Annotated in this window: 22 protein-coding genes and 1 pseudogene; 15 read left to right on the top strand and 8 right to left on the bottom strand. The window is 72.5% G+C overall.

The window, feature by feature from the left end:
* Positions 1–36: 36 nt before the first annotated feature.
* Complete coding sequence (locus tag Sru02f_RS17895; RefSeq protein WP_109031015.1) at positions 37–1,332, bottom strand: hypothetical protein; 1,296 nt, start codon at positions 1,330–1,332, stop codon at positions 37–39.
* A complete protein-coding gene (locus tag Sru02f_RS17890; protein WP_244941772.1) occupies positions 1,263–1,583 on the bottom strand; it encodes a hypothetical protein in 321 nt (106 codons plus the stop codon). The genes Sru02f_RS17895 and Sru02f_RS17890 overlap by 70 nt, the downstream gene beginning before the upstream one ends.
* A 138-nt stretch (positions 1,584–1,721) precedes the next feature.
* Here Sru02f_RS17890 and Sru02f_RS17885 point away from each other — a divergent pair, with 138 nt between their 5' ends.
* The 3 genes from Sru02f_RS17885 (at position 1,722) to rhaS (ending at position 4,954) form a co-directional block, all read left to right on the top strand.
* A complete protein-coding gene (locus Sru02f_RS17885; RefSeq protein WP_109031014.1) occupies positions 1,722–2,168 on the top strand; it encodes a MarR family winged helix-turn-helix transcriptional regulator in 447 nt (148 codons plus the stop codon).
* Between the two features lie 67 nt (positions 2,169–2,235).
* Complete coding sequence (locus tag Sru02f_RS17880; RefSeq protein WP_373103724.1) at positions 2,236–3,633, top strand: MFS transporter; 1,398 nt, start codon at positions 2,236–2,238, stop codon at positions 3,631–3,633.
* 241 nt (positions 3,634–3,874) lie between these two features.
* Positions 3,875–4,954 carry a rhamnose ABC transporter substrate-binding protein gene (gene rhaS / locus Sru02f_RS17875; RefSeq protein ID WP_109031012.1) on the top strand — a complete coding sequence of 360 codons (1,080 nt, stop codon included), beginning with the start codon at positions 3,875–3,877 and terminating at the stop codon, positions 4,952–4,954.
* Between the two features lie 73 nt (positions 4,955–5,027).
* On the opposite strand, the gene Sru02f_RS17870 is transcribed toward rhaS, so the two are convergent.
* Positions 5,028–6,017: an MASE1 domain-containing protein gene (locus Sru02f_RS17870; RefSeq protein WP_109031011.1), complete on the bottom strand. Its 990-nt coding sequence runs from the start codon at positions 6,015–6,017 to the stop codon at positions 5,028–5,030.
* A gap of 50 nt (positions 6,018–6,067) precedes the next feature.
* Positions 6,068–6,910 (bottom strand): PP2C family protein-serine/threonine phosphatase, encoded by an 843-nt coding sequence (locus Sru02f_RS17865; protein WP_109031010.1) that lies wholly within the window; start codon positions 6,908–6,910, stop codon positions 6,068–6,070.
* Between the two features lie 205 nt (positions 6,911–7,115).
* Here Sru02f_RS17865 and Sru02f_RS17860 point away from each other — a divergent pair, with 205 nt between their 5' ends.
* From Sru02f_RS17860 to Sru02f_RS17825, 8 genes and pseudogenes are all read left to right on the top strand, one after another.
* On the top strand, positions 7,116–8,027 hold the full coding sequence (locus tag Sru02f_RS17860) for an NAD-dependent protein deacetylase (RefSeq protein ID WP_109031009.1): 912 nt from the start codon (positions 7,116–7,118) through the stop codon (positions 8,025–8,027).
* A gap of 143 nt (positions 8,028–8,170) precedes the next feature.
* A complete protein-coding gene (locus Sru02f_RS17855; RefSeq protein WP_109031008.1) occupies positions 8,171–9,460 on the top strand; it encodes an ABC transporter substrate-binding protein in 1,290 nt (429 codons plus the stop codon).
* Between the two features lie 100 nt (positions 9,461–9,560).
* Positions 9,561–10,501: pseudogene (locus tag Sru02f_RS17850) on the top strand (carbohydrate ABC transporter permease).
* A gap of 14 nt (positions 10,502–10,515) precedes the next feature.
* A complete protein-coding gene (locus tag Sru02f_RS17845; protein WP_003978411.1) occupies positions 10,516–11,343 on the top strand; it encodes a carbohydrate ABC transporter permease in 828 nt (275 codons plus the stop codon).
* A complete protein-coding gene (locus tag Sru02f_RS17840; protein WP_109031006.1) occupies positions 11,340–12,383 on the top strand; it encodes a LacI family DNA-binding transcriptional regulator in 1,044 nt (347 codons plus the stop codon). Before Sru02f_RS17845 ends, Sru02f_RS17840 begins: the two co-directional genes overlap by 4 nt.
* Positions 12,384–12,451: 68 nt before the next feature.
* Positions 12,452–14,386 (top strand): glycoside hydrolase 5 family protein, encoded by a 1,935-nt coding sequence (locus Sru02f_RS17835; RefSeq protein ID WP_109031005.1) that lies wholly within the window; start codon positions 12,452–12,454, stop codon positions 14,384–14,386.
* A complete protein-coding gene (locus tag Sru02f_RS17830; protein ID WP_109031004.1) occupies positions 14,383–16,671 on the top strand; it encodes a glycoside hydrolase family 3 N-terminal domain-containing protein in 2,289 nt (762 codons plus the stop codon). The genes Sru02f_RS17835 and Sru02f_RS17830 overlap by 4 nt, the downstream gene beginning before the upstream one ends.
* A gap of 15 nt (positions 16,672–16,686) precedes the next feature.
* Positions 16,687–17,505: a siderophore-interacting protein gene (locus Sru02f_RS17825; protein WP_164276820.1), complete on the top strand. Its 819-nt coding sequence runs from the start codon at positions 16,687–16,689 to the stop codon at positions 17,503–17,505.
* Positions 17,506–17,523: 18 nt separating this feature from the next.
* Here the strand turns inward: Sru02f_RS17825 and Sru02f_RS17820 are convergent, their stop codons facing one another.
* The gene (locus Sru02f_RS17820) at positions 17,524–18,033 is read right to left on the bottom strand and encodes a CGNR zinc finger domain-containing protein (RefSeq protein WP_109031003.1); all 510 of its coding nucleotides are present in this window, start codon (positions 18,031–18,033) and stop codon (positions 17,524–17,526) included.
* Between the two features lie 135 nt (positions 18,034–18,168).
* On the opposite strand from Sru02f_RS17820, the gene Sru02f_RS17815 reads away from it, so the two are divergent.
* Entirely contained in the window at positions 18,169–19,038 is an 870-nt protein-coding gene (locus Sru02f_RS17815; RefSeq protein WP_109031002.1) for an alpha/beta fold hydrolase, read from the top strand.
* A 12-nt stretch (positions 19,039–19,050) separates the two neighbouring features.
* Here the strand turns inward: Sru02f_RS17815 and Sru02f_RS17810 are convergent, their stop codons facing one another.
* Positions 19,051–19,980, bottom strand: coding sequence for a ketopantoate reductase family protein (locus Sru02f_RS17810; RefSeq protein WP_109031001.1), 930 nt, complete (start codon positions 19,978–19,980; stop codon positions 19,051–19,053).
* 50 nt (positions 19,981–20,030) lie between these two features.
* Here Sru02f_RS17810 and Sru02f_RS17805 point away from each other — a divergent pair, with 50 nt between their 5' ends.
* Positions 20,031–20,645, top strand: a complete 615-nt coding sequence (locus tag Sru02f_RS17805) for a CGNR zinc finger domain-containing protein (RefSeq protein WP_109031000.1) — start codon at positions 20,031–20,033, stop codon at positions 20,643–20,645.
* 41 nt (positions 20,646–20,686) lie between these two features.
* Here Sru02f_RS17805 and Sru02f_RS17800 read toward each other — a convergent pair whose 3' ends face one another.
* On the bottom strand, positions 20,687–22,384 hold the full coding sequence (locus tag Sru02f_RS17800; RefSeq protein WP_109030999.1) for a SpoIIE family protein phosphatase: 1,698 nt from the start codon (positions 22,382–22,384) through the stop codon (positions 20,687–20,689).
* Between the two features lie 13 nt (positions 22,385–22,397).
* The gene (locus tag Sru02f_RS17795) at positions 22,398–23,228 is read right to left on the bottom strand and encodes an alpha/beta fold hydrolase (RefSeq protein WP_109030998.1); all 831 of its coding nucleotides are present in this window, start codon (positions 23,226–23,228) and stop codon (positions 22,398–22,400) included.
* A gap of 103 nt (positions 23,229–23,331) precedes the next feature.
* Here Sru02f_RS17795 and Sru02f_RS17790 point away from each other — a divergent pair, with 103 nt between their 5' ends.
* Positions 23,332–24,315, top strand: coding sequence for a GlxA family transcriptional regulator (locus tag Sru02f_RS17790; RefSeq protein ID WP_109031461.1), 984 nt, complete (start codon positions 23,332–23,334; stop codon positions 24,313–24,315).
* A gap of 116 nt (positions 24,316–24,431) precedes the next feature.
* The gene (locus Sru02f_RS17785; protein WP_109030997.1) at positions 24,432–25,070 is read left to right on the top strand and encodes an HD domain-containing protein; all 639 of its coding nucleotides are present in this window, start codon (positions 24,432–24,434) and stop codon (positions 25,068–25,070) included.
* The last annotated feature ends 174 nt before the right edge of the window (positions 25,071–25,244 follow it).

The raw sequence follows: 25,244 nt of genomic DNA, 5'->3' as shown, positions 1-25,244 counted from the left end.
GCGCCCATTGTGCGCGGCAGCGGTCCCGCCCGACGCTCAGCAGGTGGGGACGCCCGGGAGCCAGGAGTCGGCCACGTCGACGAAGATGTTGGAGACGTAGCCGCCGTAGTCGGGCAGGTAGGACCAGGCGTCGTTGCTGTAGCCCTCGTAGTTCACGAGCTGGCCGTGGACCTGGCAGCGCACCCGTACGGTCGTGGGCCCGGGAAGGCTCGCCACGCGGGTGGAGTCGGTCGTCGCCTGCTGCCGCACACTCACGTCGGTGCCCCAGGTCGGGAAGGACGTGGTGTCGCCGCCGCCCTCGGTCCACAGGTAGGTGACGGTCACCCAGCCGTTGTCGTTCAGGCCGACGTTGTAGAAGGTGCCGTCGGCCAGGTCGATGCCGGCCGGGTTGGCGACCTGCCGGCCGAACTCGTCGCGGCCGCCGTTGTACCCGTCCTCGTAGGCGGCCTGCGCCTGGGGCAGCCCCTGCGGCAGGTCCTTCCACTGTTCCCGCTGCGCCGAGGGGTTCCAGTGGTCGTCGTGCGTGTTCCACGGACCGACGTCCCAGACCGGCGCGGTCTCGCAGCGGGCCGGCCCGCACACCTGCACCGAGTACTGGCCGCTGCCGTTCGGCGACAGTGCGCGGCGGGAGGGGAGTGCCACGAAGTGGTCGTTCGCCCGGATGACGTGACCGTTGGCGGTGGTGTGCCCGACGAGGCCCTCCCGGGTGGCGTAGACGCGGGCGGAGAAGGCGGCGGCCCTGGTGGCCGGGGCGGGCTCGGCGGGCGCGGTGCCCGCGTCGTCGGCCGTCAGGGTCACCGCGCGCACGGCCGCGGTGGGCCCGCCCCTGGCGTTCCACAGGGTGAGCCGGGCCTGGACGTCTACGACGTCGCGGGGCAGCTCGGCGGGGGCACCGGGCGCCGCCCGCCGCCACTCGGTCCAGGTGCCGTCGGCCGCGCGCCCGCGCACGTCGACCTCGACGCCCGCCGTGCCGGGCACCGTCGCGTCGAGGTCCACGGCGACCCGGTCGACGGGCCGGTCGACGTGGTGCGGGTCCAGTACGGCGGAGGCGTAGCCGCGGTCCCGGCCGAGGGAGGCGGGGCCGAGGGAGCCGTCCCGCACCCGCAGGGCGCCCGTGTCGTACCGGACGTTGACGTCGTCGGCGCCGGTCCTGGACAGGTTCGCGCGCCAGGACACCGGAGCGGGCGGCACGGGGTCCGCGGCCGGGGCGGGCGCGGCGGCGAGCGTCGTACCGGAGAGGGCGAGCAGGCACACCGTGCCGGTCAGGGCGCGTGCGGTACGGGGTCTGCGCCGCGGGGCGGATCCGCGGCGCCGGGACGAGGGGGTCGGCATGTGGGCACTCCTGGGAGCCGGGCGTCGTCGACGTGGATGAAGAGGTCGGACACGTAGCCGCCGTGGTCGGGCAGGTACGACCAGGCGTCGTTGCTGTAGCCGTCGTACTCGACGAGGCCGCCGTGGACCCGCCGGGCCACGCGGACGGACGTCGGTCCGGGCAGACTCGCCACCCGTGCGGAGTCGGCCGTCGGCTGCTGACGGCCGCTCACGTCGGTCTCGCCCGCGGAAGGCGGGAGTCGTCCGCGCACCGGTCGTCACATGATGGACCGCCAGATTTGACGTGGGCAAGTCATTGCAGTCTGCGCAAGAGTCCTCCCGGCCACCCGTACGGACCATACATACAGCTAAAGCTGTACAGTCCGAGCTGTGGACATTAGCCTGGGGGCATGAGCGAGAACGAGAGTCCTTCACCGTCGGCGGTCCAGGCCTCGCGGGAGGTCCGCGCGGTCATCAGCCGGTTGCGCCGACGCATCCTCAAGGCCTCCGAGGTCGAGGACCTCACCCTCGGCCAGTCCTCGGTGCTGGCCCGGCTGTCCGACCAGGGGAGCGTCACGGCCAGCGAACTCGCCGCGATCGAAGGGGTCAGACACCAGTCGATGACGGCGACGGTCACCGCACTCGCCTCCATGGGGCTGGTCGAGCGGCGCCCCGACCCGGACGACGGGCGGCGCCTGCTGATCACGCTGACCCCCGAGGGCGTCCGCCGCGTGGAGGAAGGGCGGCAGGTACGCACGGAATGGCTCGCCGAGCGGTTGCAGGACAGGTGCACCGAGGAGGAACGGCGCACCGTGATCGCGGCCATGGCCGTACTGGAGCGATTGAACCGTGACTGACGCGAAGGCGGGCCGCTCCGAGGTCGGCACGGACAAGCCCGGCTTCGACCGCGGACTGCTGCCGCCGATGCTGCTCGGTTCGGTGCTCAACCCGATCAACTCGACGATCATCGCGGTCGCCCTCGTCCCGATCGGCAGAGCGCTCGGCGCACCGGCCACGCAGACCGCCTGGCTCGTCTCCGCGCTCTATCTGGCCACGTCGCTCGGTCAGCCGGTCGTCGGCAGGCTCATCGACGTCTTCGGGCCGCGCCGGCTCTTCCTCCTCAGTACCGGCCTCGTCGGCGTCGCCGGTGTCGTGGGCGCACTGGCTCCCGGCCTGGGAGTGCTGATCGGCGCGCGGGTCCTGCTCGGGTTCGGCACCTGCGCCGGCTATCCCGCCGCGATGGCCCTGGTGCGCAGCGAGGCCGAGCGCACCGGACGGGACAGCCCCGGCGGGGTGCTCACCGCGCTGGCCGTGGCCAACCAGACCGTCGCAGTCGTCGGCCCGCTGCTGGGCGGCCTGCTGATCGCGGTGGGCGGCTGGCGCGCCACCTTCGCGCTGAACGTGCCCCTGGCCCTCGCGGCCGTACTGCTGGGGCTGCTGCGGCTGCCCAAGGCGAAGAGCCCCGAGGCGAAGCCCACGGCGCAGTCCATGGCGAAGTCCATGGCGCAAGCCGCGGGTGGACCCACACCGCGCGGGAACCTGGCCGCCCGGCTCGATCTGCCCGGCATGGGACTGTTCGCCGCGATGCTCGTCGCGCTGCTGCTCTTCCTGATGAACCCGCACCTGCGCGACTGGTACCTGCTCGCGCTCGCCGCCGCCGCGGGAGCGGCGTTCGCGGTACGGGAACTGCGGGCGGCCACGCCCTTCATAGACCTGCGGGTGCTCGGCGGCAACGTCCCGCTCCTGGCCACCTACGGGCGGGCGCTCGTCGCCTACGTCGTCTCGTACTCCTTCCTCTACGGCTTCACCCAGTGGACCGAGGAGGGCTTCGGGCTGAGCCCCTTCCACGCCGGCCTGGCGCAGATCCCCATGTTCCTGCTGGCGATAGGGGTGTCCATCGTCTCGGGGCGCAGCACGAGCGTCCGGGGGAAGCTGCTGCTCGGCGCGGTCGGGCAGATCACCGCGTGCCTGGTGATCCTGGTGCTGGGCGGGGACAGCCCGCTGTGGATGCTGCTGCTGGTCGCCCTGATCTTCGGCGTCCCGCAGGGGCTGAACAATCTGGCCCTGCAGAACTCCGTCTACTTCCAGACCGATCCGGAGCGCACCGCCTCCTCCGCCGGGCTGCTGCGCACCTTCGCCTACATCGGCTCGATGGTCGCCTCCTCCGCGACCGCGGCCTCCTTCGGGCAGCACGCCGACACCGGCGGCCTGCACCGGCTGGCCTGGGTCATGCTCGGTGCCGGCCTGCTCTACCTGCTGCTCACCCTCTTCGACCGCACACTCGGCCGAGCGTCGGGGACGGGCACGCGGGCCTCGCTCTGAGAACCCCCGCAGGGGCAGGCCTGAGCGGCCGCGGGCTCAAGAACTGTGTCCCGCAAGTGCATTGACCACAAAGGTGTTTCTGCCTAACGTCCCGGTCAAGCTTCATTGAATCCTTTCAGCGCCCTGGCCCCACGCTCGGGCGGCCCCCACGCGACCTCCGCGCACCCGCAAGACCGCCATGGCTGAACGCACCTGGTGAACGGTCTGCGGTCGCCGCATGTCGACTCGTCGAAAGAAGCACATGCACAAGACCCCCGCACGCCGTGCCTCCGTACTCGTCGCCGCCGTGTCCTCCCTCAGTCTGCTCACCGCCGGATGCGGCGACGGCGACGGCCCCGCGGACGACGACACGGCGACGAACGCCAAGAACGCCGAGGCCTCCCCCAACGCGCCCACCAAGACGGGTCTGACCGTCGGCTTCCTTCCCAAGCAGGTCAACACCCCGTACTTCGCGGTCGCCGACCGGGGCGGGGAGCGCGCCGTCAAGTCACTGGGGTCGACCTTCAAGGAGGTGGGCACGGACCAGGGCGCCGACGCCTCCGGGCAGGTGTCGCACATCAACGGCCTCACCGAGCAGAAGGCCGACGCGATCGCCGTCTCGGCGCTGGACCCCGACGCGCTGTGCGACGCCCTCAAGAAGGCCATGGCAGAGGGCGTCAAGGTCGTCACGTACGACTCCGACACGAAGCCGGAGTGCCGCTACGCCTTCGTCTCCCCCGCGAGCGCCGAGGACATCGCCGTACGGCAGCTGGAACTGCTCGGCGAGCAGACCGGCTACCGGGGCGACATCGCGATCCTGTCCGCCGCCCAGACGGCGACCAACCAGAACGCCTGGATCAGCAGCATCAAGAGGGAGCTGGAGGATCCGCGGTACAAGGAGATGCGGCTGGTGGACGTCGTCTACGGCGACGACGAGGCCGAGAAGTCGTACCAGAAAGCCGAGGAACTGCTCCGGGAGCACGGGAAGCTGAAGGGGATCATCTCCCCCACCACCAACGGGATCAAGGCGGCCGCGAAGTACCTGTCCCAGTCGGAGTACAAGGGCGAGGTGAAGCTCACCGGGCTCGGCGCCCCCAACGACATGCGTCCCTACATCAAGGACGGCACGGTGGAGGCGTTCCTGCTGTGGGACCCGGCCAAGCTCGGCGAGCTGGCCGGTCACGCCGCGGTGGCCCTCGCCTCCGGGCAGATCACCGGCCGGGAGGGGCAGATGTTCCTGGCCGGGGACATGGGCTGGTTCCAGCTCACCGGGAACGGGGTCATCACCCTCGGCGAGCCGACGGTCTTCGACGCCGGGAACATCGACGACTACGACTTCTGACGCCCGCGCGCACTTGCCCGGACGAGTGCCGTCCGGGCGGGTGCCGCCGGCGGGAGCGAGCCCGGCACCGCGCTCACCGGCCGTCTCCGCCGGGCTGACCCGGTGCCCCGGAGCCGCCGGCGTTCAGGTGCTGCAGCGCCTCGACCAGCTCGTGGCAGGCGCGCTCCACCGACCGTCTGGTGTTGAGCTGTTCGCTGATCACCGCGGAGAGCAGGAGCGCGGTCAGCCCCAGGGTCCCGTTGAACGCCTGGAGCTTCATCATCGTCTCGACGTCGGTCAGCTTCCCGAAGGAGCCGGCCCCCTGCCGGGCCACGACGGTGGCCGTCACCGACACGAACAGGGCGCACGGGATGCCGCCCGCGAGCTGGAAGCGCAGCGCCGACCAGATCAGGATCGGGTAGGCGAGGAACAGCACGCTGACCGAGCTGTACATGATCAGCGGCACCAGGACGCACACGACCGCGGTGAGCGCGGCGGCCTCGGGCCAGCGCGCGGACGGGGGCGGCAGGCGGGCGCGGTACAGCAGGAGCAGCAGCGGGGTGACGAGGACGACGCCCATGGCATCACCGACCCACCAGGCCAGCCAGACGATACCGAGGTGGTCGGTGGGGAGTTTGCCCGACAGCAGGAGCATGCCGATGCCGGTGCCCGAACTGATCAGCATCGCGGTCAGCGCCCCCAGGAAGACGAGGGCCAGTCCGTCGCGCAGCCGGCTCAGGCTCAACCGGAACCCGACCGCGCGCAGCAGCAGCCAGGCGCAGACGGGGGCGGCGGTGTTGCCCGCCACGATGCCCGCGGCCTCGGGCCCGGGGGCTCCCAGGGAGACGATGACCAGCAGCGCGCCGAGGGCGATGCCCGGCACGCACCACGGACCGAACAGGAGCAGGCAGGCGACCGCGAGGCCGGTGGGCGGCCAGATGGGCGTGACGGTCGAACCATCTGCGGTCAGCTGCTGCGACAGCCCCAGCCGTCCCGCCGCGTAGTAGCAGCCGGCGAGCAGCAGCGTCGCGCAGGTGAGGACGACCGGTCGAGGCCACGCACGGATACCCACCACAGCAGCCATCAGACACCGGTGCCGCCGGGTCGGCGAGGCGAGGGGTGCCCCGTGACGCCCTACGGCGTAACGCCGCGCGTAGCGCCGCGCCTGTCATGGCCGACGACGAGCACGGCCGCGTCGTCCTCGTGACCGATCAGCTCGGCGTTCTTCAGCACGGCGGCCGCCAGCGCGTCCGCCTCCATGCCGACGGCGGCGGCGAGGCTCGCCAGTCGCACCACCCGTTCCAGGCCCTCGTCGACGCTCAGCGAGGGTCCCTCCACCACGCCGTCCGTGACCAGGACGAACACTCCGCCGGTGGCGAGCCGGTACCGGGTCACCGGGTACTCGGTGCCCTCCAGGACGCCCAGCGGGGGTCCGCCCTCGTCCCGGCAGACCTCCGCCCTGCCGTCCGCCGTGGCCCGCACGCAGGGGATGTGGCCGGCCCGGGCGCTCTCCAGAAGGCCGGTCGCCGGGTCGTAGCGCATGAAGGTGCAGGTGGCGAACAGGTCCTTGTTGAGGGACAGGACCAGCTCGTTCGTGCAGGCCAGCAGGTCACCGGGCTCGCTGGTCACGGAGGCCAGCGCCCGCAGGCCGACCCGGACCTGGCCCATGAAGGCGGCCGCGTCGATGGCGTGGCCCTGGACGTCGCCGACGGAGAGGCCGATGCGGCCGTCGGGGAGAGCGAAGGCGTCGTACCAGTCGCCGCCCACGTTGAGCCCGGCGTACGCGGGCGAATAGCACGCGGCCAGGTGGATGCCGGGGACGGCGGGCAGGTCCGCGGGGAGCATGTCGCGCTGCAGGGCGATCGCCAGCTCCACCTGCGACCGCCGCAGTTCGGCGAGCTCCTTCGCCCGTGTGGTCAGTGAGGCCAGCCGGGCGAGCAGCTCTTCACCGTCAGGTGCGGGACGCTTGCGGAACATCGACCACTCCCGGCCAGGCCGCCTCTCCCGGCAGGAGCCTCACGGCCCCCTGGACAGTGCAAGTCTGTCACCCGGGACGGAAAAGGTCATGCCGGGGCAGTCCGGGCGCGGTGGCGGGCGGGTGGCGGCGGCGCTCCGGAGGCGGGCGACGTCGGTGTGCGCCCCGCCACGCCGGGGACGGGGGCGCGTTCCGTACCCTTGCCGCATGCGCATGCGGCCCACTCTGAGCTGGACCCCGGGAGCGGACCTGCCGCCGGGCACCACGGACCTGGCGCCCGTCGCCGACGCGCTGCGGGCCGGCGGGGTGCTGGTGCTCAGCGGGGCGGGCATCTCCACGGAGTCGGGCATCCCCGACTACCGGGGCGAGGGCGGCAGCCTGAGCCGGCACACCCCGATGACCTACCAGGACTTCACCGCCCACCCCGAGGCCCGCCGCCGGTACTGGGCGCGCAGTCACCTCGGCTGGCGCACCTTCGGCCGCGCCCGGCCCAACGCGGGACACCGGTCGGTGGCGGCGTTCGGGCGGCACGGCCTGCTCACCGGCGTGATCACCCAGAACGTCGACGGTCTGCACCAGGCCGCGGGCAGCGAGGGCGTCGTGGAACTGCACGGCAGCCTGGACCGGGTCGTCTGCCTGTCGTGCGGCGTCCTCAGCCCGCGCCGTGAACTCGCCCGGCGCCTGGAGGAGGCCAACGTCGGCTTCTCGCCGGTGGCCGCCGGGATCAACCCGGACGGCGACGCCGACCTCACCGACGAGCAGGTCGGGGACTTCCGGGTGGTGCCGTGCACGGTGTGCGGCGGCATCCTCAAACCGGACGTGGTGTTCTTCGGCGAGAACGTACCGCCGCGCCGCGTCGAACACTGCCGCGAGCTGGTGCGCACAGCGTCCTCGCTGCTGGTCCTCGGCTCCTCGCTGACGGTGATGTCCGGGCTCCGCTTCGTCCGCCAGGCGGCCGAGGAGGGCAAGCCGGTCCTGATCGTCAACCGCGACGCCACCCGTGGCGACCGGCTGGCCGTCACCAGGATCGCGCTCCCGCTGGGACCGGCCCTGACCACCGTGACGGACCGGCTCGGTCTCGGCGTGCAGGACGCGGCGGAGGACGCGGCGACGGCCTGACCAGGCAGCCCGCATCGCGCACGGCTCCGGAAATCTCCCCGCGCCACCCCCTTGACCGTGGTCCCGCCACTCCATACAGTCCTCGCACCTCACGAGGTACATCGATTAACCAATCGTTAACCGCTTGGTTGGAGACCACCCCTGTGCGCTCATCGCTGACACGGCGCGAACTGCTCGCCGCCGGTTCCGGTCTGGCCGCGGCCGCTGCCCTGCCCGCTCTGTCCGGCTGCTCGTCGCTGGCGTCGGCGGACTCCGACCCGGACACCCTCGTCGTCCACACCCAGCTCGGCACCACCGCGCCGGGCTCCCCCACGTATCTCGCGGCCGTGGACCGCTTCCGCGAGGAGAACCCGGGGGTGAAGGTCAAGAACCTCGTCAACGGCGACGACCTCGCCCAGGTCTACGAGACCTCACGGCTGGCCCGCAAGGAGGCCGACGTCGTGATGGTCAACCTGTACGACAAGACGCTGGCCTGGACGGACGTCGGCGCGACCGTCGACGTCCGGCCCTATCTCGACGACTGGGGGCTGCGCGGGCGCGTCCTGCCCGCCGCGCTGGCCGACTGGACGGACGACGAGGGCCGGGTCCGGGCCTTCCCCTACTTCGCCACCAACTGGCCCGTCGCCTACAACCGCGCCCTGCTCGACCGGGCCGGGGTCGACGCGATCCCCAGCACGGGGGACCAGCTGATCGCCGCGGCCCGCAAGCTCCGCGCCAAGGGCATCGCCCCGGTGACCGTGGGCGGCAACGACTGGACCGGCCAGAAGCTGCTGGCGCAGATCATCCAGACGTTCCTGTCCCAGGACGAGGCCCGGCACGTCTACTCCACGGGTGACTTCGGCGGGCGCGGCGCACGCCTGGGCATCGAGTACTTCGCGCACCTGCGCGACGCCGGTGTGTTCGCGGACAAGGCCCAGGGCCTCACCTCCGACTCGATGACCACGCAGTTCAACACCGAGGAGGCGGCCGTCCAGTCGGCGATGTCCTCCGCGCTGGCCAAGGTGCCCGAGAAGGTGGCCGGGCACACGGAGGTCGGCGGCTGGCCGCTGGCCGACGGGGCGGCGCACGACGGTCCCACCGTCATCCGCGCCTACACCCTCATCGGCTTCTGGATCAGCCCCAACGGCGTCCGCAAGATCGAGCAGGTCGAGAAGTTCCTGCGGTTCATGTACCGCCCGGACGTCGTGGCGCGGTTCGTGACGGAGAGCGGCCGGGACATGGCCCTGCGCACGGACGCCGTCTCCACCGGCTTCCCACTGGTCGGGGCGGCTCAGCGGCTGGGCTCCGAGGTGAGCCAGGTGCTGCTGCCCGACGTGTACGTGCCGCCCGCGGCCGCGCAGCCGCTGATCACCGCGACCTCTACCTCGTTCACCCGGGGCACCAGCCCGGCCCGGGTGCGCGCCGCCCTCGAGTCCGCGTACCGGTCCGCATGACCCGCCCGGACACCGACGGCTCCGCCGCCCGGCTCTCCCTCGCCCCCCTCACCCTCCCTCTCCCCCTCCCCCGTTCCACCCGTTCCCCGGGAGTCACCGCATGACGACGCTCACGACGACGCCGGACGGGAGCGCGGCCCGCAGGTCCGTCCCGCCGCCCTCCCCGCCCCGGCCGCGGGCCGGCGCCGGCAGGGCGGCACCGTGCTCGCGGTGCCCGCGCTGGTCTGGTACCTGGTCTTCATGGTCGGGCCGCTCCTCGCGATCTTCGTGATCGCGGCCCTGCACTGGCCCGGCATGCTCCAGCCGGTGTCCTTCGCCGGTCTCGACAACGCCCGGGTGGTGCTGGACGACCCGGTGTTCTGGGACGCGGTCCGCAACACCGCCGCACAACTGGCCGTCGCCGTCCCGGTGATGATCGTCTGCGCGTTCATGCTGGGGTACTACGTGGCCCAGCGCCCGCCCGGTCACCGGGTCGTCCGGTACCTGCTCTTCATCCCGGGGCTGATCTCGACGCCCGCGAAGGCGATGGTGTTCTACGCGGCGCTGTCGCCGGACGGCCTGCTCAACGGCGGGCTGGAGAGCGTCGGCCTCGGTTCCCTCGCCGACGCCTGGCTGGCCTCGCCGTCGACGGCCCTGGCGTGTCTGATCGCCCTGGACATCTGGGCGGGCATCGGCTTCACCGCCGTACTGTTCGCCGCCCGGCTGGGCAGCGTGCCGGACGAGTTGGGCGAGGCCGCGCAACTGGACGGGGCGGGGCACTGGCGGACGATGTGGTCGGTCCACTTCCCCGTCATCCGCGACTACGTGGGCGTGGTGACGATGCTGCAGTTCCTGTGGACGCTGTTCGGCTCCGCGCAGCACGTGCTGCTGCTGACGCAGGGCGGCCCCGGAACGTCGTCCACCACGCTGTCGTTCCTCGTCTACCAGAAGGCGTTCATCGCCGCCGACCTCGGCTACAGCCAGACCGTCGGCGTCCTCCTCTTCCTCGCCGGACTCGTCGGGCTGCTGACGATCCGCCGCGTCTTCCGCCAGAACTACTGATCGGAGCAGCACTGATGAAGCTCGGCAAGCGCTGGCTCCCGGCCCACATCCTGGTGTGGACGTACGCGGTACTGCTCGTCGTCCCGCTGTACTACTTCCTCGCCTCGGCGTTCAAGTCGAACGACGAGATCTTCGCGCACCCCTTCGCGCCGCCGTCCTCCCTGGGGCTGGGCAACTTCCGGACCGCGTTCGAGAGCGCCGACCTCGGGCTCGCGGTCGTCAACTCGGCGCTGGTGACGGTCTTCTCGCTGGCGCTGACCCTGCTGCTGGCGATCCCGGCCTCGTTCGCGCTGGCGCGTTCGACCGGGCGGCTGGCGGGCGTGGTCGAGAAGGTCTTCTCGCTGGGCTTCCTGATCCCGACGTTCGCGGCGCTCTTCCCCACCTTCCTGCTCGCGGCGGCCACGGGGCTGTTCCACACCCGGATCTTCATGGTGCTGTTCCTGCCCGCGACGGCGCTGCCGCTGTCGGTGGTGATCCTGGTGCAGTTCATGCGCACCATCCCGCCGGAGATGGAGGAGGCCGCCCGGCTGGACGGGGCGTCCACCTTCGCGGTGCTGCGGCACGTGTACACGCCGATGTGCCTGCCGGGCATCGCCACGGTGCTGCTGCTGAACTTCCTGACCTTCTGGAACGAGTACCTGTACTCGCTGGTCATCATCGGACCGGACCCGGCGCAGCGCACGGTCCAGGTGGCCCTGCCCACGCTGAAGTCGATCACCGGCACGGACTACGGCGTGCTGACGGCGGGCACGGTACTGACACTGGTGCCGGTGTGGCTCGTCTACACCCTGCTCCAGAAGCGCATGCAGCAGGCCCTGGTCAGCGGGGCGGTGAAGATGTGAGCGTCTCCACCGAGCGGGCCGCACGCCGGCCCACGATCAAGGCGGTCGCGGCGGCGGCCGGGGTGTCGACGGCCGCCGTGTCCCAGGCCTTCAACAACAAGGGCCGGCTCTCCGAGGCGACCCGCCGCCGGATCCTGGACGCCGCGCTGGAGCTGGGCTGGTCGCCCAGTGCCTCCGCCGCGGCCCTGCGCAACGCGCGCACCCGCAGCCTCGCCCTGGTGGTCCGGCGCCCCACGGACGTGCTGGGCTCCGACCCGCACTTCAGCGAGCTGATCACCGGCATAGAGGGCGAGTTGGCGCCGCGCGGCTACGGACTGCTGCTGCACCTGGTCAGCGGTCACCGCGAGGAGAACGCGCTGTACGAGCGGCTCGCGGCCGAGGGCCGGGTGGACGGCGCCGTGCTCACCGACGCCCGCGACGACGACGCCCGTCCCGCGCTGCTCGCCCGGCTCGGACTTCCCGCGGTGCTGCTCGGATCGCCCGACGACACGGCCGTCGTCCCGCGCGTCGGACTGCGCGACCAGGGCGCGGGGATCACCGAGGCCGTCGCGCACCTGCTGGGTCTCGGCCACCGGCGCGTCGCCTACGTCAGCGGGCCGCCCGAACTCCAGCACACGCGTGTGCGCAGGGCGGCCTTCGAGGGCGCCCTGCGCGAGGCGGGCCTGCGCCCGTTCGCGGTGCTGCCCACCGACTTCAGCGAGCGGCGCGCCGTCGGTGCCACCGAGGCGCTCCTGGACTCCGCCGACCGGCCCACCGCGATCGTGTACGCCAACGACTCGATGGCGGTCTGCGGCATCGGCACCGCGCAGCGCGCCGGACTGGCCGTTCCCCGGGACGTGTCCGTCGTCGGCTACGACAACCTGCCGCTCGGTTCCTGGCTCCATCCCCGGCTGACCACGGTCGACCAGCAGGTGCAGCGGGTGGGCGCGGCGGCCGCGCGCATGCTGCTCGCCCTGTGCGGCGAGGAGGTCGAGGACACCGCTCTCGCCGAACGGCCGCGCCTGGTCGTACGCGAGTCCACGGGGCCCGCCCCCACCTGACCACCACCCGGCCGCGGCACGTCGCCGCGGCCAAGCACCATCCGCACCCCCACCACCCGAGAAGGACCATGCGACGCCACAGCGCCCAGCTCACCCACCAGCCCGACGTCCTGCCCTGGCTCGGCGCCAACTTCTGGTCCCGCACCGGCGGCCCGCTGATGTGGCGGAACTACGACCCCGCCGTCGTTCGCGAGGAACTGCGGGTGCTCGCCGACCACGGCCTGAACACGACCCGTTCCTTCTTCTACTGGCCGGACTTCCACCCGGAGCCCGACCGCGTCGACGACGAACTGTGCGCGCGGTTCGAGGACTTCCTCGACGCACACGTGGAGACGGGCATGGGGTCCATACCGACGTTCATCGTCGGCCACATGTCCGGCGAGAACTGGGACCCCGTCTGGCGCGGCAACCGCGACCTGTACGAGGACGTGTGGATGGTGGGCCGGCAGGCGTGGTTCGTCTCCCGCATGGCGCGGCGCTTCAAGGACCACCCGGCGGTCACGGGCTGGCTGATCACCAACGAGATGCCCGGGTACGGGCGGATCTACCAGGTCGACCCGCCCGCCACCGACGTGGTGACCGCGTGGGCCCAGGCCATGTGCAACGCGGTCCGGGCGACCGGCGCGACACAGCCGGTGTCGCTGGGCGACGGGGCGTGGGGCATCGAGGTGACCGGCCGCGACAACGGCTTCTCGCTGCGGGAGACGGCCGAGTACGTCGACTTCGTGGGCCCGCACGTGTACCGCTCGGACACCGACCGGCCGCGGCAGCACTACCGGGCCGCCTTCGAGTGCGAGCTGGCCTCGGTGACCGGACAGCCCGTCGTGCTGGAGGAGTTCGGGCTGTCCACCGACACGGTCTCGGCCGCCAACGCGGGAATCTTCTACCGGCAGACGCTGCACAACTCGCTGCTGGGCGGAGCGACCGGCTGGCTCGCCTGGAACAACACCGACTACGACGGCCTGTGGGACCAGTCCCCCTACGACCACCACCCCTTCGAGATGCACTTCGGCATCACCGACTCCACCGGGGCGCCCAAGGAGCCCCTGCGGGAACTGGCCGCCTTCGCGGGAGTGCTGAAGGCGGTGGACTTCCCCCGCTGCTCCCGGAGCGACGCGGACGCCGCCCTCGTCGTCCCCGCCTTCCTCGAACGGGGCTACCCCTACAGCCGTCCCGCCGACCGACCGCTCATCTTCACGTCCCTGCACCAGGGTTACGTCACCGCGCGCGCCGCCGACCTGCCGGTGGCGCTCACCCGCGAGGCCGACGGGATGCCGGGCGAGGCGTCGCTCTACCTGCTGCCCGCCACCCGGCAGCTCACCACCCGCACCCGCAGGGAGCTGGCCCGCCGGGCCGCCGAGGGCGCCACCGTGTACCTGTCGTTCTGCTCCGGCGAACACCCGGTCACCCGCGGTCCATGGTTCGACGACCTCGACGGGCTCTTCGGCGTGGAGCTGCAGTTGTCCTACGGCGTCGCCGAGCCGATCGAGGACGACGTGCTGGAGCTGACGTTCACCGAGGACTTCGGCGACCTGCGGGCCGGCGAGGTGCTGCGTTTCCCGGTGGCGGGGAACGAGGACAGCCGCGCCTACCTGCCCGTCGTACCGCGTGCGGGCCGGGTCGTCGCGGTGAACGCCCACGGGCGGCCTGCCCTGGTCGTCCACGAGACGGGGGTGGGCCGGACGGTGCTGTCCACCTATCCGCTGGAGCACATGGCGGCCCGCACGGCGCGTGTCAACCCCGACGTCACGCAGCGGCTCTACGGCGCGCTGGCACAGCTGGCGGGGGTGCGGCGACCGGTCACGGTCGCCGACCCGCACGTGTCGGCGGACGTCCTGGTCCACGCCGACGGCCGCCGTTTCGTGTGGCTGGTCAGCCAGAGTCCCGACCCGCTGGTGGTCCGTCCGGCCGCCGAGGGGAAGCTGCACGGCCTGGCCGACGGCGCCCCGGTGGAGGACGTGGCACTCGACGCGTACGGCGTGGCCGTGCTGGAGCTGCGATGACCCTCCCGCGCTACCGCGACCCGGCCGCGCCGGTGCCGGACCGGGTCCGTGACCTGCTGGGCCGCATGACGCTCGCGGAGAAGGTCGGCCAGGTCAACCAGCGCATGTACGGCTGGGACGCCTACGAGCGCGCCGGGCAGGGGCACCGCCTCACCGATGCCTTCCGCGCCGAGGTCGCCGCCTTCGACGGCATGGGCGCGCTGTACGGGTTGCAGCGGGCCGACGCCTGGTCCGGCGTCGGCTTCGCGGACGGCCTGGACGCACGGGACGGGGCGCGGACGGCGGCGGCCGTGCAGCGGTACGTCGTGGACCACAGCCGGCTGGGCATCCCCGTCCTGCTGGTCGAGGAGATGCCGCACGGCCACCAGGCGCTGGACGGGACGGTGCTGCCGGTGAACCTCGCGGTCGGCGCCACCTGGGATCCGGACCTGTACGCCGACGCGGTGGCCGGGGCGGCCGCCGAACTGCGGGCGCGCGGCGCGCACATCGCGCTGGTCTCGGCGCTCGACCTGGTGCGCGACCCGCGTTGGGGGCGCAGCGAGGAGTGCTTCTCGGAGGATCCGTACCTCGCCGCGCGGATGACCGAGGCGCTGGTCGAGGGTGCGCGGCGGGCGGGGGTGGCGGTGGTCCTCAAGCACTTCGCCGGGCAGGGCGCCACGGTCGGCGGCCGCAACAGCGCGGCGACCGAGCTGGGGGCGCGCGAGCTGCACGAGGTGCACCTGGCGGCGGCCCGGGCCGGGGTGGCCGCCGGTGCGGCCGGGGTGATGGCCGCCTACAACGAGTTCGACGGCCTGCCCTGCGTCGCGAACCGGTACCTGCTGACCGATCTGCTCCGTGCGGAGTGGGGCTTCGAGGGCGTCGTCATGGCGGACGGCACCGCGGTGGACCGCCTGGTGCGGCTGACCGGCGACCCGGTGCGGGCCGGGGCGCTGGCCCTGAACGCCGGGTGTGACCTGAGCCTGTGGGACGACTCCTTCGCCCAGCTGGGCGAGGCGGTGCGGCGGGGTCTGGTGCCGGAGTCGGTGCTGGACGCCTCGGTGGCGCGAGTCCTCACGCTGAAGTTCCGTCTCGGCCTGTTCGAACAGCCGTCGGCTCCGGCCAGGTCCGAGGCGGTGGATCTGCCGGACCCCGCCGAGCTGGGCGAGCGGGTGGCCCGTGCGTCGGTCACGCTGCTCGCCCATGGGGGCGGCGTCCTCCCCCTGTCCCGTGCGGTGCGGCGGATCGCCGTGCTCGGTCCGGGCGCCGACTCCGTGGCGCAGCAGATCGGCGACTACACGGCGCCGCAGCGGCCCGGTGGCGGGATCACCGTCCTGGCGGGCATCCGCGCGGCGGTCGGGCCGGGCACCGAGGTGGTGCACGGCCGGGGGTGCGGTCTGGTGGGTGACGACGTGTCGGACGTCCCGGCGGCCGTCGCGCTGGCGGCCGGCTGCGACGTGGCCGTGCTGGTGCTGGGGGGCTCCAGCGCCCGCTCCCCGGACACGGTCTTCGACGCGAACGGGGCGGCCGTCACCGGTTCCGGGACGCCGTCCGGCATGACGTGCGGTGAGGGGGTGGACCTGGCGGACCTGGCACTGCCGGCCGGGCAACGGGCCCTGCTGGCGGCGGTGTCGGCGACCGGGACCCCGGTCGTGGTGGTGCTGGTCCAGGGCCGGCCGCACGCCCTGCCCGAGCTGGACGCGCCCGCGGCGGCGGTGGTGAGTGCCTGGTATCCCGGGCCGCGGGGTGGGCGTGCGGTGGCCGAGGTGCTGTTCGGCGACGCGGAACCCCGCGGGCGGCTGCCGGTCTCCGTGCCCCGGTCGGCCGCCCAACTGCCCGTCTACTACAACGGGAAGGACCACCGCTACCGCGGATACGTCGACCAGAGTGCCGGGCCGTCGTATGCCTTCGGGCACGGTCTGTCGTACACGAGCGTCGTGTACGGGGCACCGCGCCTGTCGCACGCCCGGGTCGGCACCCGCGCGCCGCGCCTGACCTGCCGGGTCACGGTCCGCAACACGGGGTCCCGGCCCGCCGAGGAGACGGTCCAGCTCTACGTGCGTCGCCTGTCCGGGAGCTCGTCCTGGCCGCGCGTGCGCGAGCTGCGGGGCTTCGTCCGCCTGAGCCTCGCGCCCGGTGCGCAGGCCGACGCGGTCTTCGAGGTGGGCCCGGACACGCTGGCCTCGCTGGGGCGGGACCTCCGCCCGGTGGTGGAGCCGGGGTCGGTCGAGCTGGAGACGGGCCCGGCGTCCGACCGGACCCGCGGCGCACGGCTGGAGATCACGGACTCGGAATCGAAGCCAACTTAGGCTAGCCTTGCCTTCATGGCGAAGGTTCGGCGGCTCACGCCCCAGCATCCGGAGATGTTCCGCGCCCGCGTCGTGCGGACCCGGCGGGTCTCCCCGTCCATGCAGCGCGTCACGGTCACCGGGCCGGGGCTCGGCGGCTTTCCGTGGCTGGGATACGACCACTGGTTCCGCCTGTTCCTCCAGCTCCCCCACCAACGCGACCTGCGCCTGCCGGAGTTCACGGGCTCGCAGTGGTGGCAGCCGTACCTCGCCATCCCGGAGGACGAGCGGCCGCACTGCGCCAACTACTCGGTGGCCGACTACCGTCGCACGGCGGCCGAGCTGGACATCGACTTCGTCGTCCACCGCGGGCCCTCCGGCGAGGTCGAGGGCAGGGCCGCGATCTGGGCCTGCGGTGCCCGTCCCGGGGACGCACTCGCCCTGCTCGACCAGGGCATCCTCTTCGACTGCCCGCACGACGCCTCCGAGGTCACCGTGGTGGCCGACGAGACCGGGCTGCCCGCCACGGCGAGCATCATGCGTTCGCTCCCCGAGGGCACCGTGGGACGGCTCATCCAGGAGATCCCCACCGACGCCGACCGCCGCGAGCTGAACGCCCCGGCCGGGGTGGCGGTCTCCTGGGTGGTACGGCGGGAAGGCACCTCGGTCCCGGGTGCCGCCGCGCTCCGTGAGCTGCGCCGGCTGACCCGCGCCGACGCGTCGGGTTACGCCTTCGTCGTCGGCGAGTCGACCCTGGCCACCGAGGGACGCAGGCACCTGCACCGGCTGGGACTGCCGAAGGAGCGCATCACCTTCTCGGGCTTCTGGAAGCACGAGGCGATGGCGGCGGCCTGACGCCCGGCCCCGTTCCCCCTACGCCTGGGGCGCCTTGGCGCGCTGGTAGTGCCGCCGGGCCTTCATCCGGTTCCCGCACTCGGCCATGGAGCACCAGCGGGCGCTGTTGGGCTTGCTCCGGTCCAGCAGGAAGCGCCGACACTCCGGGTTGCCGCACGGCTTGAGCCGTCCCGGCCTGGCCTCCTCGACGTGCGCCCAGGTCAGCACCTGCTCGACGGCCAGGCGGTGCGCGTCGGGGACCTGAAGCACCCATCGCAGCCCGCCGTCCTCGATGACCGGCACCCTGCTGACGCCCTGGAGGAACCCGCCCAGGCAGGCGGGGTCCCGCCGCCCCCGGACGACGTCCTGGAGAGCGTCGCGCACGGCGACCAGAAGGGCGACCTCCTCGTCCGACCCGGTGCCCCCGCGACCACGCGCCCACGCGCGGCCTTCGGCGGGCGTTCCCAGGGCGTCGCTCACCGAGCCCCGTACGACGGGAGTCGTGTTGAGCAGCTCCAGGAGGACGTCCTCCGCGGCCCTGTCGGTCACCGCTCTCACCTCTAACCGTTTCATCGACATTGGCAGGTTACAACAACCTGACCTAACCCCTTAAGAGCGCTTGACAGGTTACTCATGGAGTGCTGGACTCTACCTAACCGCTAAAAGTGACCAGAGGGGTTTGCCATGAGTGTCGCCGTGCACCACAGGACCGCCACCGTCGACGGCCTGGACGTCTTCTACCGGGAGGCCGGTGACCCGCGGGCACCGGCCGTCGTGCTGCTGCACGGCTTCCCGACCAGCAGCCACATGTTCCGCGGCCTGATCCCGAAGCTCGCGGACACCTACCACGTGATCGCACCCGACATGATCGGCTTCGGGTACTCGGCCATGCCCGCGGTCGACGCGTTCGACTACGGCTTCGACTCCCTCACGGACGTGACCGTCGGCCTGCTGGACCAGCTCGGGGTGGAGCGCTTCGCGGTGTACGTGCAGGACTACGGCGCCCCGGTGGCGTGGCGGATCGCCACCCGGACCCCGCACCGCATCACCGCGATCGTCACGCAGAACGGCAACGGCTACACCGACGGCTTCGTCAAGGACTTCTGGGACGGGCTGTTCGCCTACACCGACGACCCGACCCCCGAGACCGAGGCTCCCGCCCGGGCCGCGCTGAGCCCCGAGATGGTCCGCTGGCAGTACCTGAACGGGGTCCGCGACCAGAGCCTGGTCAGCCCCGACACCTGGTCCCTGGACCTGGCCCTGCTGGACCGGCCGGGCAACGACGCCGTCCAGCTCACGCTGTTCCGCGACTATCCGACCAACGTCGGCCTCTACCCCCGGCTCCAGCAGTACTTCCGCGACACCCGGGTGCCGCTGCTGGCCGTGTGGGGAGCGAACGACGAGATCTTCGGCCCCGACGGCGCCCACGCCTTCCGGCGCGACCTGCCCGACGCCGAGATCCACCTCCTCGACACCGGGCACTTCGCCCTGGAGACCCACCTGGAGGAGATCACCGGTCACATGCGGGACTTCCTCGCCCGGGTCGGGAAGTAGACCTCCGCGCGGTCACGACCCGGCCGGCCGGCCGAGGACGTACGGAGCGAGGATGTCGGCCACCGTCCGGTTGCGCGGTACGGGCACGTCCAGCCGGTCGGCGAGGTCCACCACTCCCCCGCTGAGCCAGGGCAGTTCGAGGCGGTTGCCCTTCCCCAGGTCGTTGTGCATGGAGGAGGTCATGGCCGCGGGAAGGGTGTCGCAGAAGGCGAGCCGGTCCTCGGCGAAGCCGCTGTCCAGCCGCACCCCGGACGCCTGCGCCACGGCCACCGTCTCGGCCATGACCTCGTACAGCAGGCGCCTGCTCCGCTCGTTGGCGCGGACGACTCCCACGGGCTGCCGGACGGTCGCCGTGGTGGCCGACAGACCCACCAGGAACACGAACTTCTCCCAGATCGCCCGCTCGATGTCGTCGCTGCCCTCCGCGTCGATCCCGGCGTCGCGGAACGCGGCCAGCACCGCCCGGCCGGTCTCCGTCGAGCCGGACCGGTACGGGCCGAGCACGACCTTCTGCAAGGGGCCGTTGTGCCGGACCACTCCCGGTTCCTCGATGAACGCGGAGATGAAGCAGACCCCGCCCAGGACCTGTTCGTCCGTCAGCCGGGCACGCAGGACGTCGTCCTTGTGGACGCCGTTCTGCAGGGACAGCACCGGCGCCCCGTGCGCCGCCGAGGTCCGCAGCTCCTCGGCCACGGCCTCGGTGTCCCACAGCTTCACGGCGACCAGGACCAGATCCGTGGGACCCAGCTCCGAGATGCTCGCCACGACGGAGTCGGGCGAGGTGCGCAGCTCCCCCAGGGGGCTGTGGACGACCAGTCCGGACCGGCGCATTGCCTCCAGGTGCCCGCCGCGGGCCACGAAGGTGACCTCGTTCCCCGCGGCGGCCAACCGCGCCCCGAAGTAGCCTCCGACGCCGCCCGCCCCGATCACCGCGATACGCATGACTCCGCCCCCGCTCTCTTAGTAACCATCAGAACGGTTACTATAGAACCATGGACGCCGAGCAGCACGAGCCGCCCCGCACCAGGGTCACCGCCCGACTGCGGGCGCTCCGCTTCGACGCCGGAACGCTGTGCCTGAACCTGGTGGCCACCGTGGGCCGCCGGCCCGGGGTCCCCGTCGAGCGGATGGGCGACGCCGAACGCCTCGAAGCCTGGTGCCGGGGCGTGGGGTTGACGCTGGAGGACGGGTACGACCCCCAGGACGTCCTGTCGTCGCTGCACGCACTGCGCGCGGCCGCCCACGACATCGCCTCCGGTGCCCTTGACGCGCACCGGCCACGGCAGGAGTCGGTGGACCTGGTCAACCTCCTCGCGCGGACCGCGCCCCCGGCTCCCCGGCTGGAGTTGACGGCCGATGGTGCGTGGGTGGCGGCGGGGGGCCGGACACTGAGCAAGGGGGCCCTGCTGTCGCTGGTCGCACGGGACCTGATCGATCTCATGACCGACGAGGCACGCCGGTCCCGGCTGACCGCCTGTGCCTCCGAGGTGTGCCGGATGCTCTGCCTCGACTCCGGTGGCGGCCGACCGCGCAAGTGGTGCTCCATGCGACGCTGCGGCAACCAGGCCAAGGCGGCCGGCCGCCGGCTGCGGGCGTCGGCGCCCTGAGGGGTCCCGAGGGCGCCACGGGGCCGGGCGGGGGCACTCACTCACAGGCCCCGGGCCAGCAGCAGGGTGACGTCGTCGGGCGGGGGCGTGGCGGGCAGGGTGCCGATCACCGCCGTTCCCAGGTCCTCCAGGGAGGAGGCGCCGCGGCTCAGGGCGCGCCCCACCCGTCGCAGCCCGACCTCGATGTCCTGGTCGCGCTCCTCGACGAGCCCGTCGGTGAACAGGGCGAGCAGGCTGCCCGCGGGCAGTTCAAGCTCCGCGGTGGGAAAGGGCAGCAGGCCGACCCCGAGCGGCAGGCCGTGCGGAAGGTCGGGGAACGAGTAGTCACCGCCCCGGTGCACGACGGCGGGCGGCGGATGCCCGGCCAGGGCCAGCGCGCAGGTCCGGGTCGCGGGGTCGTAGACCGCGTAGACACAGGTGGCGCTCATGGCCGCGACCTCCCCGCCGCCCTCCTCCTCGTCCTCGGTCAGCCGGATGAAGGTGCGGTCCAGCCTGGTCAGCACCTCGCCCGGCGGCAGGTCGAGGTCGGCGAGCGTGCGGATGGCCATGCCCAGGCGCCCCATGGTGGCAGCGGCGTTCACGCCGTGCCCGACCACGTCGCCCACCACGAGGGCGAGCCGGCCGCCCGGCAGCCCGATGACGTCGAACCAGTCGCCGCCGACGCCTTCCTCCGCGTCCGCCGGCAGATAGCGGGCGGCCACCTCCATGGCCGTTCCGCCGTGCACCCGGCGCGGCAGCAGACTGCGTTGGAGGGCGAGGGCGGTGTTGTGCTCCCGGGTGTAGCGGCGGGCGTTGTCCAGGCTCAGCGCGGCCCGGGCCACCAACTCCTCGGCCAGCAGCCGGTCGTTGTCGTCGAACGGCGTCGGGTTCGAGGTGCGGACGAAGACCGCGACGCCCAGCAGGACGCCCCGGGCGTGGATCGGCAGGATCAGCAGCGAGTGCATGCCGAACTCGCGGATCTTCGCGGCCCTCGCCGGGTCGTCGGCCAGCCAGGCCTCGTGGGAGGGGTCGAGCACGGGTTGCAGCAGGGGGCGTCCCGAGGACAGCACCTGCATGAACGGCGAGGTCTCGGGGACGTAGACGACCTCGCCGTTCAGCCACAGGGACTCCGGTGATCCGGCGTGGACCGAGGCCCTGCCCGCGCGCCGGAACTTGGGGACGCGTCCCTGGGAGCGGCCCAGCCGGTCGAGCGGCTCCTCGCCGAGCCGCACCGCCTCCGTCAGGTCGACGGTGACGTAGTCGGCGATCAACGGCACGGTGAAGTCGGCCAGTTCCTGTGCCGTGCGCATGACGTCCAGGGTGGTGCCGACCCGGGTGCCGGCCTCGCTGACCACGGCCAGCCGGTCGCCGGCCCACCGCCGGTCGGTGACGACCAGCATCAGCATGCACACCCCGAGGATGTGGCCGCCGTCGTCGTGCAGGCGCACGAAGGAGGCCGAGAAGGCGCGGTCGTGGCGGCTGTCCGGCGCCGTCGGAACCCGGTACTCACGGCCGGTGACGCACCGGCCGGTGGTCAGCACCCGCCGTACGAGCGCCTCCAGTTCGCCGGTGTCCCCGGTCAGCGACTCCCGCGGGCGGCGGCCCAGCCGCCGCTCGCGGGCGATTCCGTCGTAGCGTTCGAGGGCGTCGTTGACCCAGACGCACCGCAGGTCGGTGTCCCACACGGCGAGTCCGACGACCGAGTCCGTCAGCAGGGCACGCAGGGCCGCACCGGCCTCGCCCTCCGGGATCCCGCTCACGACCGCACCGGTGCTACGACTTCACGAAGGCCAGGAGGTCGGGGTTGAGGACCTCCGGGTGGGTCGAGAGCATGCCGTGCGGAAGCCCTTCGTACGACTTCAGGGTGGCGTTCGCCAGGAGTTCGGCCGACTTCGGCGCCGCGTCCGCGTAGGGCACGACCTGGTCGTCCGTGCCGTGCGCGACCAGGACGGGGACGTCGATCCGCTTGAGGTCGTCGGTGAAGTCGGTCTCCGAGAACGCCGCGATGCATTCGTAGTGGGCGTTGGCCGCGCCCGTCATGCCCTGGAGCCACCAGTGGTCGATCAGCCCCTGGGAGACCGTCGCGCCCTCCCGGTTGAAGCCGTAGAAGGGACCGGACGGCACGTCGATGTAGAACTGCGCGCGATTGGCGGCGAGGGCGGCGCGGAACTCGTCGAAGACCTCGAGCGGCAGACCGTCCGGGTTGGTGTCGGACTTCACCATCACCGGCGGGACGGCGCTGACGAGTACGGCCTTGGCGACCCGGCCCGGCTCGGCGCGCGCCACGTAGCGCGCGACCTCGCCGCCGCCGGTGGAGTGCCCGATGTGCACCGCGCCCCGCAGGTCGAGGGCCTCGGTCAGGGCCGCGACGTCGGCGGCGTAGGTGTCCATGTCGTGGCCGGTCGAGGGCTGGTCCGAGCGGCCGTGGCCACGGCGGTCGTGGGCGATCACGCGATAGCCGTGGGAGAGGAAGAACAGCATCTGGTTGTCCCAGTCGTCGGCACTGAGCGGCCAGCCGTGGTGGAAGACGATCGGCAGGCCGTCGCGCGGGCCCCAGTCCTTGTAGAAGATGTTCGTGCCGTCGGAGGTCGTGACGGTGCCCATGGCTGGTCCTTCCGCGTAGGTGACTGATCCGCGCCAGCCACCTTACGCCGATAACCGGCATACCTCATTTTTCACCCATAATGACCAGATCATGATGAAGCGGATGGCGGAGGCAGCAATGACAGCGGGACCGCACAGGGTGGTCGTCCTCGTGTTCGACGGCATGAAGCTGCTCGACCTGTCCGGTCCGGCGGAGGTCTTCAGCGAGGCCAACCGGTTCGGGGCGGACTACCGGCTGAGCATCGTCTCGGCGGACGGGTCGCCGGTGCGCTCGTCCATCGGCATGCGGGTGCCGGCGGACACGGACGTCCGGGCCGCCGCCGCCCACGACACGCTGGTCGTCGTCGGCGGCGACGCGTTGCCCGACTCCCCCGTGGACCCCGTCCTCGGGGCGGCCGCGAAGGAGCTGGCGGAACGGGCGGGGCGCATCGCCTCGGTGTGCACCGGCGCCTTCGTGCTCGGCGCCGCGGGCCTGCTGGAGGGGCGGCGGGCGACGACGCACTGGCAGCACACCGCGACGCTGGCCCGCCGGTGTCCGTCGACGCGGGTCGAGGCCGACGCGCTGTTCGTGAAGGACGGCAGCACGTACACGTCCGCCGGGGTGACCGCGGGCATCGACCTCGCCCTCGCCCTGCTGGAGGAGGACCACGGTCCCGGCCTGGCCCGTCAGGTCGCCCGCTCACTGGTGGTCTACATGCAGCGGGCCGGCGGCCAGTCGCAGTTCTCCGCCTCGCTCCAGGGCCCGGCTCCCCGCACGCCGGTGCTGCGGCTGGTCCAGGAGGCGGTGCAGGGCGATCCGACGGCGGACCACGGTCTGGAGGCGCTGGCGGCCCGGGTGCGGGTCAGCCCGCGGCATCTGACGCGCATGTTCCGGGCCGAGCTGGACACGACGCCGATGAAGTACGTGGAGCTGATCCGCTTCGACATGGCCAAGGCCCTGCTCGACGCCGGGCACAACGCCACGGAGGCCGCCACCCGATCGGGCTTCCCGAGCTACGAGAGTCTGCGCCGGGCCTTCGCCCGGCACCTGGGGCTGTCCCCCATCCGGTACCAGCAGCGCTTCGCCACCACCTCCCGGGAGTCCTGAAGCGCGGAAGTCATGACCGGTTCCGAGGGGTTCGTGGCCATCGGGCAGCGGACGCGGTCCGGCCGTCCGGCGCAGGGTGGAACCGACACGACAGGCATCGTCCCGGGAGGACCACCATGACGGAGACCATCGCCGGAATCGACATCCCCGACAGCTCGCTGGCGCGGGAGGCGACCGAACTCGTCCGTGACACCACACCGCCGCTGATCTTCGACCACTCGCGGCGCGTCTACCTGTTCGGCAGTCTCCAGGCCGCCGCCCTGGGCCTGCGGCCGGATCCGGAGCTGCTGTACGTCGCCGCGCTCTTCCACGACACCGGCCTGGTGCCGCCGTACCGAGGCGACGACCAGCGCTTCGAGATGGACGGCGCGGACCAGGCGCGGGCGTTCCTGCTGGCCCACGGCGTGCCGGAGACCGACGCGGACACGGTGTGGACGGCCGTCGCGCTGCACACCACCCCGGAGGTCCCCTACAGGCTGGCGCCGGAGATCGCGGCGACCACCGCGGGCGTCGAGACGGACGTGCTCGGTCTGAACCTGGCCCGCATCACCCGGGCGGAGATCGACGCGGTCACCGCCGCCCACCCCCGCCCGGACTTCAAGAAGCAGATCCTCCAGGCGTTCACCGACGGATTCCGGCACCGTCCGCAGACCACCTTCGGCACGGTGAACGCGGACGTCCTGGAACACTTCCTGCCGGGCTTCCGGCGCACGGACTTCGTCGAGGTGATCGAGAACTCCGCCTGGCCGGAGTGACCGACCGTGCCGCACGCCTTACTGCCGGCGAACCGTCGTCCGGGCTCCACCACCAGTCGCTCGGCGGCGGTCCCGTCCCGCATCCCGGGCGTTGGGCCGCGTCCGGGCGCGGGCAGTGCGCTGCTCGGCCGAGGTGTCCACCTCCGTGCATACTCCCCCGTGCAGGGGGTATTC

The organism is Streptomyces rubrogriseus, assembly GCF_027947575.1.
Taxonomy (GTDB): domain Bacteria; phylum Actinomycetota; class Actinomycetes; order Streptomycetales; family Streptomycetaceae; genus Streptomyces; species Streptomyces rubrogriseus.
The sequence above is the reverse complement of the archived record's forward strand: the minus strand, read 5'-3'. Positions and strand labels throughout refer to the sequence as shown.

Bases quoted from the DNA above. Each gene is read 5' to 3' on its own strand.
- Sru02f_RS17895 (WP_109031015.1), bottom strand. From the start codon at position 1,332: ATGCCGACCCCCTCGTCCCGGCGCCGCGGATCCGCCCCGCGGCGCAGA.
- Sru02f_RS17885 (WP_109031014.1), top strand. From the start codon at position 1,722: ATGAGCGAGAACGAGAGTCCTTCACCGTCGGCGGTCCAGGCCTCGCGG.
- Sru02f_RS17880 (WP_373103724.1), top strand. From the start codon at position 2,236: ATGCTGCTCGGTTCGGTGCTCAACCCGATCAACTCGACGATCATCGCG.
- rhaS (WP_109031012.1), top strand. From the start codon at position 3,875: ATGCACAAGACCCCCGCACGCCGTGCCTCCGTACTCGTCGCCGCCGTG.
- Sru02f_RS17870 (WP_109031011.1), bottom strand. From the start codon at position 6,017: ATGGCTGCTGTGGTGGGTATCCGTGCGTGGCCTCGACCGGTCGTCCTC.
- Sru02f_RS17865 (WP_109031010.1), bottom strand. From the start codon at position 6,910: ATGTTCCGCAAGCGTCCCGCACCTGACGGTGAAGAGCTGCTCGCCCGG.
- Sru02f_RS17860 (WP_109031009.1), top strand. From the start codon at position 7,116: ATGCGCATGCGGCCCACTCTGAGCTGGACCCCGGGAGCGGACCTGCCG.
- Sru02f_RS17845 (WP_003978411.1), top strand. From the start codon at position 10,516: ATGAAGCTCGGCAAGCGCTGGCTCCCGGCCCACATCCTGGTGTGGACG.
- Sru02f_RS17835 (WP_109031005.1), top strand. From the start codon at position 12,452: ATGCGACGCCACAGCGCCCAGCTCACCCACCAGCCCGACGTCCTGCCC.
- Sru02f_RS17830 (WP_109031004.1), top strand. From the start codon at position 14,383: ATGACCCTCCCGCGCTACCGCGACCCGGCCGCGCCGGTGCCGGACCGG.
- Sru02f_RS17825 (WP_164276820.1), top strand. From the start codon at position 16,687: ATGGCGAAGGTTCGGCGGCTCACGCCCCAGCATCCGGAGATGTTCCGC.
- Sru02f_RS17815 (WP_109031002.1), top strand. From the start codon at position 18,169: ATGAGTGTCGCCGTGCACCACAGGACCGCCACCGTCGACGGCCTGGAC.
- Sru02f_RS17810 (WP_109031001.1), bottom strand. From the start codon at position 19,980: ATGCGTATCGCGGTGATCGGGGCGGGCGGCGTCGGAGGCTACTTCGGG.
- Sru02f_RS17805 (WP_109031000.1), top strand. From the start codon at position 20,031: ATGGACGCCGAGCAGCACGAGCCGCCCCGCACCAGGGTCACCGCCCGA.
- Sru02f_RS17795 (WP_109030998.1), bottom strand. From the start codon at position 23,228: ATGGGCACCGTCACGACCTCCGACGGCACGAACATCTTCTACAAGGAC.
- Sru02f_RS17790 (WP_109031461.1), top strand. From the start codon at position 23,332: ATGGCGGAGGCAGCAATGACAGCGGGACCGCACAGGGTGGTCGTCCTC.
- Sru02f_RS17785 (WP_109030997.1), top strand. From the start codon at position 24,432: ATGACGGAGACCATCGCCGGAATCGACATCCCCGACAGCTCGCTGGCG.